Annotated in this window: 4 protein-coding genes; 1 reads left to right on the top strand and 3 read right to left on the bottom strand. The window is 44.7% G+C overall.

Translation table 11 applies throughout. The features are described from left to right. Positions 1-296: 296 nt before the first annotated feature. Positions 297-2,447 (bottom strand): glycine--tRNA ligase subunit beta, encoded by a 2,151-nt coding sequence (glyS, locus tag AACX33_RS03420; protein WP_193999735.1) that lies wholly within the window; start codon positions 2,445-2,447, stop codon positions 297-299. Positions 2,448-2,714: 267 nt separating this feature from the next. Between glyS and AACX33_RS03415 the strand changes: the two genes are divergently transcribed. After that, positions 2,715-5,888 carry a HEAT repeat domain-containing protein gene (locus tag AACX33_RS03415; RefSeq protein ID WP_227789430.1) on the top strand — a complete coding sequence of 1,058 codons (3,174 nt, stop codon included), beginning with the start codon at positions 2,715-2,717 and terminating at the stop codon, positions 5,886-5,888. An 867-nt stretch (positions 5,889-6,755) separates the two neighbouring features. On the opposite strand, the gene AACX33_RS03410 is transcribed toward AACX33_RS03415, so the two are convergent. Continuing rightward, entirely contained in the window at positions 6,756-7,193 is a 438-nt protein-coding gene (locus AACX33_RS03410) for a DUF6918 family protein (protein WP_193999737.1), read from the bottom strand. 118 nt (positions 7,194-7,311) lie between these two features. Then, positions 7,312-7,907: HAD-IC family P-type ATPase (locus AACX33_RS03405; RefSeq protein WP_227789429.1), on the bottom strand; the 596-nt coding region annotated here is incomplete at its 5' end.

The following is a 7,907-nucleotide window of genomic DNA, read 5'->3' as shown; positions in this document are numbered from 1 at the left end:
CCCCTAACCCCTCCCCGCAAGCGAGGCTACCGTGTACACACAAGTGATCGAATCGCCCCCTAACCCCCAATTCTGGGGGAACAAGAATTTTCAAAGTCCCCCAAGTTTGGGGGATTTAGGGGGCAAAATAGGCTCAAACGCAGACAGATAGGACTTGTGTGTACACCGTAGGCAAGCGAGGAGGGGAACTGGATTTCCGGTTAAATTCTGTTTTTATGACTGGAAACTCGCTCTAGGCCAATTTGTGTGTACACATTAGCCTGGTAGGAGCGGGGGTTGGGGGGTTAGGTTTGAGGCTACAAATTTTTGACAATGGCACCAAAATCAGCCAACACACGGGCATGATTCCGCAGTAATCCTAGTAAGTGTAGCCGGTTGCGTTTAATATCTGGATTGGAGTCCATGACTAAAACGCTGTCTTCGCCATCAAAGAAACTAGCGACGGTGGGGGCGATTTTGGCTAGTGCGGCTATCAATAGTTGATAGTTGCGCGTTTCTTTAGCGGCTTGAGTTTGTGGTACTAATTCTAATAGAGCGTTGTAGAATGCTTGCTCAGAGGATTTTTGGAATAGTTCTGGCTGAATGAGATTTGTCGGTTCTAGCTGCTGAAAGTCTAAGTCACCTTGGGCGGCTAGTCTGGTGGAACGGTTGACGGTTTCGTAGATTTTATCTAGTGTACCATCTTGGCGGATTTGTTGCAGATATAAGGCGCGATCGCGCACATCTAGCAAATCCTGTAACGCGCGTTCTGTATATTCTGGGTCATTCTCTCCCAAGACTGCGTTTACTAGGTCATAGTCGATTTGCTTTTCATCTTGTAGTAAGGTGCGAATACGTTGTAAGAAAAACTCTTGCAAAGCTGCAATTAATTTATCTTGTTCCTTATTGTATTTCGCAGCGAAATCTGTGGCTATTTGCGTTAATAATTTATCTAAATTAATCGGCAAATTCGCAAACCAAGTAATATTAACCACCGCATTTGCAGCCCGACGCAAAGCAAAAGGATCTGAGGAACCTGTGGGAATTAAACCTAAGCCAAAGATACTAACTAAAGTATCTAATCTATCAGCTAAACCGACAATTTGACCAATGAGAGTTTCCGGTAAACTATCACCTGCACCTGTGGGTAAATAATGTTGGACAATGGCGCTGGCGACTTCGGCATCTTCCCCACTAGCTAAGGCATATTTTTCGCCCATAATGCCTTGCAATTCGGGAAATTCATAGACCATTTGAGAAACCAAATCAGCTTTACATAATAAAGCCGCTCTTTGGATTTTTTGGCTTTGATTTGACTCTAATTTTAATTGGCTGCTAATGTAATCAGCAATAGTAACTATTCTATCTACCTTGGCACGAACTGAACCCAATTCTTCTTGGAAAGTAACTTTTTCTAACTGAGGTAAATAGCTTTCTAAAGGTTTTGCCGAATCTGCTTTGTAGAAAAATCTGCCATCAGCTAATCTGGCACGAATTACTCTTTCATTGCCAACAGCGATTATATCTGCTTTCGTGGGGTTGCCATTAGAAACTGTGATAAAGTTAGGCAATAATTCTTTGCTGCCAGCCGATGGAAATACCGGAAAATAACGCTGGTGTGTCACCATCACTTCTGTAATTACCTCAGTGGGTAACTGCAAAAATTCTGGTTCAAATTTACCGACGACGGCGGAAGGATATTCTACCAAATTGGTAACTTCTGCTAATAAATCGGGGTAAAATACTGTAACTCCGCCGGCTTTCTCGGCTGCTGCTTGAACTTCCCTTTGGATAATATTAGCCCGTGCTTCCGGGTCAACGATCACAAAAGCATCACTTAGGGTCTTGACGTAATCTGTCGCTTGAGAAATGGTTACATTTGCGGGATGTAAGACACGATGACCGGAGGAAATGCGATCGCTTGTAATTGTCTTTGATCCATTCACCAATTCAATGGGCAAAATTGTATCATCTAACAAAGCCACTAGCCAGCGAATAGGGCGAGAAAACTTCATCTCTCCGTCACCCCAGCGCATTAACCGCTTCCCTTCCAAACCAGAAATCCACTGCGTCACCAGTTCTGTGAGAATTTCCGCCACAGGACGACCGGGAATGCTTTTCTTGACAAAGACAAAATCCCCCTTCTCCGTGGGGCGAATTTCAAAATCTGCGATATCCACACCTTGCTTTTTCGCAAAGCCTGTAGCGGCTGGTGTGGGCTGACCATCCTTAAACGCAGCTTGGGCGGGAGGTCCCTTAATTTCCTCTTCCCTGTCTGGTTGCTGGGACGGAAGACCTGAAATCAGCACCGCCAACCGCCGGGGAGTACCGTAAACCTCCACAGAAGCGCTGCTGAGACTATTGGCTGCTAAACTTTGAGGAATGCGCGATCGCCATTGTAATATGGCATCACCGAGAAAACTGGCAGGTAATTCTTCTGTACCAACTTCTAATAAAAATGCAGGCATAGGACAATCTTTTAACTTGGCGTAGCTCAACTTTATCAGTCAATTCCCTCAGTTTACCTGGGAGCATCCCAAATTTAGCAAACAAAACCTCCGCGCCCCTTTGCGTTTACCTTCTCTGCGAGACGCTACGCGAATGCGCCCCTTTGCGTTTAAACATAATTATTTCCTACCAAGACACAAAGAGTTATCCCGCCTCCACATATTCACGATTAGTAAGGCTGATATGATACTGATAACCGCGTGTAATCTGCCATATTGCCCAAAATTATGCTCACCGCACCCAAAAACACCAACAAGCTATCCCTCTTTTTCCTTTTCTGTTTTACCCTACTCCTAACTCTCTTCCTCTCCCTGCCTTGGGTAAGTGCTACAGAAAAACCCAAACCTCAACCCAAAGATTGGCAGATTAACGGTATCGTAGCAGCCCTAACAGACCTAATACCAGAAGTCAGGGCTAAAGCAGCAGAACACTTACAGGAATATCAGCTAGATAACCCTAAATCCCAGATAAAAAATTATGATGAGCTTGTAAAACAACTTGCCGAACAGTTGCAAGATAAAGATTCAGCAATTTCCCGTAATGCAGCAGCAGAGGCACTAGGGCAGATGCAAGCCAAGGAACAAGCTCCACAACTTGCCCTCCTGCTCAAAGATGATGACTGGAATGTCCGTAGAGCAGCAGCATCCGCACTAGGGCAGATGCAAGCCAAGGAACAAGCTCCACAACTTGCCCTCCTGCTCAAAGATTCTGACTCTGATGTCCGTAGTGCAGCAGCATCCGCACTAGGGCAGATGCAAGCCAAGGAAGTAGTTCCACAAGTTGCCCTCCTGCTCAAAGATTCTGACTCTGATGTCCGTAGTGCAGCAGCATCCGCACTAGGGCAGATGCAAGCCAAGGAACAAGCTCCACAACTTGCCCTCCTGCTCAAAGATTCTGACTCTGATGTCCGTAATGCAGCAGCATACGCACTAGGGCAGATGCAAGCCAAGGAACAAGCTCCACAACTTGCCCTCCTGCTCCAAGATTCTGATATTAATGTCCGTAATGCAGCAGCATACGCACTAGGGCAGATGCAAGCCAAGGAACAAGCTCCACAACTTGCCCTCCTGCTCCAAGATTCTGATATTAATGTCCGTTATGCAGCAGCATCCGCACTAGGGCAGATGCAAGCCAAGGAAGTAGTTCCACAAGTTGCCCTCCTGCTCAAAGATTCTGACACGAATGTCCGTAGTGCAGCAGCATACGCACTAGGGCAGATGCAAGCCAAGGAAGTAGTTCCACAAGTTGCCCTCCTGCTCCAAAATTCTGACTCTGATGTCCGTAGTGCAGCAGCATACGCACTAGGGCAGATGCAAGCCAAGGAACAAGCTCCACAAGTTGCCCTCCTGCTCAAAGATTCTGACACGAATGTCCGTAGTGCAGCAGCATACGCACTAGGGCAGATGCAAGCCAAGGAACAAGCTCCACAACTTGCCCTCCTGCTCAAAGATTCTGACACGAATGTCCGTAGTGCAGCAGCATACGCACTAGGGCAGATGCAAGCCAAGGAACAAGCTCCACAACTTGCCCTCCTGCTCAAAGATTCTGACTCTGATGTCCGTAATGCAGCAGCACAGGCACTCATAAAAATAGGGCAGCGAGATTTGCCTGTTATTGTGCCAGTTCTAGATTCAGTTCACCTTTATCCCTCTGAGATTGGTCAAATTAGGTTTTTAGCTCATTTTTTGGGAGGTGGTGAAGTACAAGTAGAAACCCTCATGCAATGGGTTGGTAAGCCTAAAATGCCACCAAAGGAACTAGAATATAACGAGGGAGTGGAAGCAATGACAGTTTTCCAGACAGCTTGGAAACATCGTGATTCTCTACCAGAATTGCAAAGAGAGCTGGAACGACAAATTTCCGAAGTTGCTGCCAACAAAACAATTATCTGGAAAGCTCAGAATATTAAATTATTGCAAAATCATTACAGCAATCTCAAAAAAGTTAACTCCACTCACGCTAATACACTACAGTCAGTAATTAATAATGTGGAATATCGGCAATGGTTTTTCAACACCAGAATCACCATCATCACTCACGCAGCCTTTTGGTTAGCCCTCATCTTTGCCTACCCCAAATTTCCCCAAGTCCAAGCCATATTCTTCTGGAACCCGTGGGTACGCCGCATTGGTGGTATTGGCTATGTGGGCTTTCTCCTCACCTGGTTTCCACCCTTCCGCCGCAAATTATTTGAACCCTTCAAACCTTCCCTATTAGCCGATGCCCGCTTAGATAATTTTAATACCCAATCATATTTCCCACAGTCCAGAGTCCAAATTCCCGGTTCAGGAAAAATCCTCCCCATTACCGAGGTTTTACCCAGTATTCAAGGACAAATCATTTTAGAAGGTGAATCTGGTTTAGGTAAGTCGATGTTTATCCGCCATTTGCTGCAAAACTCCCAGCGCATTGTGGTTTACCTACCCGCCCAGAAATGTGCGAAAGGCGTAATTGAAGCAATTCAAGACAAACTACACGGTCAAGCCCAAGATGCGGATTTCTTAAAAAACCTGATTTACAGTGGCGCGATAGATATCTGCATCGACGGACTCAACGAAGTCACCGCCGAAACACGAGCAAAAATCACCCACTTTGTGGAAAGCTATTTCCGGGGCAATATTATCATGACTACCCAGCCTCTAGAGTGGACACCACCCTCAACAGCCAAAATATATAAATTGCAGCCTTTAGAGAAACAACAAATAGAAGAGTTCTTAATTTCCCGTCAACCGCAACTACCCCAAGATGCCAAAGTTCAAGGCGATGATTACAAAACAGCTTGTATTGATTACCTGAAATCAGCCCTCAATCCTCAGCAAGCCCCAGAAGAGTTAGACGCTGCCCAACGGATTCTTTCTAATCCAATGGATTTAACTGTGGTCGCCCTGATGATATCACAAGGCAAACATCCTCACTTATTTCACCTGCAACAAGAGCAATATAAATTGATGGCGGCAGAATACCTCAAAGAATGGAATCAAGAATTTCCTTTAAAAAAATTCTCAGCCGCCGTCTATGAAATGCGAATTCAAGACAAACAAGCTTTACCTGCGGATGAATTTCACCAAGTTGTCATGTCTTTAGCTGATGAAAAATACAAAATGGTAGTTAGCCGTCAGTGGAAAGAAAAAGAAGAAGCCAAGCAAGAATGGTACTTCCGCCACGATAAAATTATGGATTTCTTCTTGGTGCAAAACTTTATGGGTGACAATGATGCCGCCGAAAGATTATTAGTTGATAGAATGAGTGACCCCCGATTTCGTGGGGTTTATTTTTTGTTAGCGACTTTATTACCGTTAGATGCAGCCAAAGAACTGCGGGAAGCTTTGATTCAATATGCTGCTGATACTAAGGATAATACGGTAAGTAATACCTTTGTGCAGTTATTACGTTCTAGGTGAGATGTCTATTGAAAAAGTTGTTATGGATAGAAATTAAATTTTTTGTTTAGCTGGTGTGGCGACTTAGGCATAAGTCCTATGAAACCTCACCCCAACCCTCTCCTTGGTAAGGAGAGGGAGCAAGAATATGGTTTATTTGCTAAAAAAGGGAGATTTAGGATACATTTGCCAAAATGCTCCCAACCCCAACCCTCTCTGTACCAAGGAGAGGGAGCAAGAATATGGTTTTTTTGCTGCTGAAAAAGGTGGATTTAGGATACATTTGCACAACTGAAATGCTCCAAATTAAATAACAGACAAATCTGATTTTTGTTCTCACCCCGCCTTTAAATTTCATCCAATTCTCCCCTCTCCTTAATAAGGCTACGGTGTACACACAAGAGATCGAATCGCCCCCTAACCCCCAATTCTGGGGGAACAAGAATTTTCAAAGTCCCCCAAACTTGGGGGATTTAGGGGGCAAAACAGGCTCAAACGCAGACAGGAAGGACTTGTGTGTACACGATAGCCTTAATAAGGAGAGGGGCTGGGGGTGAGGTTCTTTATTTTATTAAAAAGTCATACATAATATATCCCCAAACCTTAATATAAAATCTCCTGCCAAACCTGATTATAGTAATATTTACACCTCGCCCAATTATCAAATTAAAACTTTTGACGAATGTAATCAGGGAACTTATTGATCAAGTTATCCGCTTTGCTGCTACTGTGAAAACAATCAACCGCGGATATATAGTTTGGATTCCTTTATGGTGGGTTCTGGAGGTTAGTTGTAATGCACCTAAAATCTAGGATGGTGCGTTGCACTGCGCGACAACACACCCTACAAAAAATGATTTTGAGCGATGAAATTACGTGATTTTTCGATTAGATTTTAGTATATTTATCGACTATCTTGGCTAAGTCTGGAACGGCTTCTTCTACGTGTTTTTTGGCGGAACCACGGAATCTTTCATAGGTTCCTTTGATTATTTGACGCTGTGTGTTCTTGACTCTAGCATCGGTAATACCCAGCATGGCATCTGCTGTGTCAGAACGACTGGCGACGAGGTGACCGGCGGGATCACCCTTTTCTATACCCTCACTCCAGAGAGGATCAAGGGCTGTCAAGAACTGCGGTAAAAGCTGCTCAACAACGTAGGGGATGTATCCGGGTTTAACTCCCTTTAAGGCTGAGAAGGCGGTTTTCAAGGCTATACCACTCATCCCTGACTTGGAAGCCAGCTGCTGGTCGATCATGTTGCAGCAATCATCTACAACCATAGCCTTTTTGTTTGGACTTAATAGCTGTTCACTCAATCCCATTTTATTCCTCCTGAATATTAATGCAATTAACTGTGTTAGCCAATAGAAGTTTTAGCTAATTTCACTAGCTTATATCATGTCCGCGTGATTGCTGATCAAACCCGGAATCCTCCTCAATTTAATTTTTCAGTAATCTTAAACCACTGAGTGTAACTAAGACCGTGGAACCTTCATGACCAATTACGCCAATGGGTAGGTTAATGTTGCCTAAAAAGTTACCAATTAATAACAAGAGAATAAACCCTAGAGCTACAACTATATTCTGTTTGACCACAGAGTGCGATCGCCTACCTAATTCTATAGCTGTGGCGAGTTTGTCTAACTTATCTGCCATTAATACTATATCTGCGGTTTCCAAAGCGACATCACTGCCGGCTATCCCCATAGCAATCCCTACAGAAGCCTGGGCGAGGGCTGGAGCATCATTAATTCCGTCCCCCACCATCGCCACGGTTTGATACTCTTCCTGGAGCTTACGGATGACATCCAGCTTATCTTCCGGGAGGAGTTCGGCATAGACTCGATCAATGCCCACGGTTTGCGCCACACTGTCAGCCGTGCGTTGATTATCGCCGGTAATCATCACAATTTGCTCAACTCCCAATTTTCGTAACCGGGAAATCATGGCTTTTGCTTCTGTTCTCAGCATATCGGAAATGGCGATCGCACCCATAACAACTATTCCCCTCTTCGCTTGCGGGGAGGGGCTAGGGG

The sequence above is a fragment of the Nodularia sp. LEGE 04288 genome, assembly GCF_963896525.1.
In the GTDB taxonomy this organism is placed as follows: Bacteria; Cyanobacteriota; Cyanobacteriia; order Cyanobacteriales; family Nostocaceae; genus Nodularia.
The sequence above is the reverse complement of the archived record's forward strand: the minus strand, read 5'-3'. Positions and strand labels throughout refer to the sequence as shown.